Source organism: Kitasatospora sp. MY 5-36 (assembly GCF_001182915.1).
Classification (GTDB): Bacteria; Actinomycetota; Actinomycetes; order Streptomycetales; family Streptomycetaceae; genus Kitasatospora.
Genome location: NZ_LFVW01001169.1, coordinates 1 through 1,536, shown reverse-complemented (window position 1 = coordinate 1,536; position 1,536 = coordinate 1). Strand labels below are relative to the sequence as shown.

Genomic DNA, 1,536 nt, shown 5'->3' with positions numbered 1-1,536 from the left:
CGGGGGCGGGGGTGCGCACGACGGCGTCCAGGGCCGGGGCGATGACGGCGAAGCAGCTCCCGGTCAGCGCGGCGGGGTCCACCGCCGCGCCGCCGCCACCACCGGAGGCGCCACCGGCAGCGTCGTCGTCGGCACTCCAGCGCTGGAGCACCGTGTGGAAGGCCGCCAGCGCCATGTCCGCGGCCAGCCGCGGGTACAGCTCGCGCCCGGCGTCCAGGCCGAGGCGGGCGGCGAGCTCCTCGGCGAGGTCGTCGCGCCACTGCGCCTGGCGCTCCAGGAAGCGCGCGAGCAGGGCGGGGGTGGACAGGACCAGCCGCACCACCTGGCGGGCGCGCTCCTCGTGGCCGGCGCAGTCCTCGACACTGCGCCACACCGCGTGCCGCAGCGCCACCGAGGGCGCCTCCCCCGCCGGACGGCGGGCCAGCTCCTCGCGCATCGCCGCGCCGAGCGCGCCCAGGAACCGGACGACCACGTCCTCCTTGGACGCGAAGTAGCGGAAGAACGTCCGCTTGGACACCCCCGCGGCGGTGGCGATCTCGTCCACCGTGACGGCGTCGAACCCGCCGCCCGCCAGCAGCTCCAGCGCCGCCCGCGTCAGCTCGTCGGCCACGAGCTGGCGTTTGCGCTGGGCCAGGGTGGCGGCGGGTCGGGAGGTCACCGCCCCATCCTAGCCCCCACGCCACATACGACGCCCAATGCCCACCTTGACACTTGGTGACAGGAAGGGCACCTTGAGCCGTATGAGTCGTACGCCCCGAAGCAACCACGCCCCCGACCGCAGCCCCGCCCCCGGGCCGGGCCCCGGCCCGGAGCCGCAACCGGACCTGGACGGGCGGGTGTTCGTCGTCACCGGCGCCGCGAGCGGCCTGGGCCTGGCCACCACCGACGCCCTCGCCCGCCGCGGCGCCCGCGTCGTACTCGCCGTACGCGACGAGGACAAGGGCCGGCGCGCCGCGGCCCGCGTGAGCGCCGCCCACCCCGCCGCCCGCCTGGAGGTACGCCGCCTGGACCTCGGCGACCCCCACTCCGTGCACGCCTTCGCCACCCGCCTGCGCGCCGACGGCGTCCACCCCGACGTCCTGGTCAACAACGCCGGCGTCATGGCACCCCCGCGCACCCTCACCCCGCACGGCCACGAGCTCCAGTTCGCCGTCAACCACCTCGGCCACTTCGCCCTCACCGCCCACCTGATCGACCTGCTCGCCCAGGGCCGCGACCCGCGCGTCGTCACCGTCACCTCCGCCAACCACCGCCGCGCCCGCATCGACTTCGACGACCTCACCGGCGAGCGCGCCTACTCCCCCATGGGCCACTACAACCGGTCCAAACTCGCGGGCGCCCTCTTCGCCCTCGAACTCCACCGCCGCCTGAGCGCCGCCCGCAGCCCCGTGCGCAGCGTGCTCGCCCACCCCGGCTACGCCGCCACCGCCCTGCCCCGCGCCGGCGCCGTCGCACCGGTACGGCTGCTGTTCGGGCACCTGCTGCGCCCGCTCGCGCAGTCGCCCGCACGCGGGGCGCTGGCGCAGCTGCACGCGG

2 protein-coding genes are annotated in these 1,536 nt (G+C 76.8%); one reads left to right on the top strand and one right to left on the bottom strand.

Annotated elements, in window-relative coordinates; all coding sequences use genetic code 11:
• Window positions 1-658 (bottom strand): TetR family transcriptional regulator (locus AE652_RS41115; RefSeq protein WP_049661074.1); only part of this gene is annotated, 658 nt, incomplete at its 3' end.
• A gap of 82 nt (window positions 659-740) precedes the next feature.
• On the opposite strand from AE652_RS41115, the gene AE652_RS41110 reads away from it, so the two are divergent.
• The coding region (locus tag AE652_RS41110) for an SDR family NAD(P)-dependent oxidoreductase (protein WP_082346290.1) at window positions 741-1,536 on the top strand (796 nt) is incomplete at its 3' end.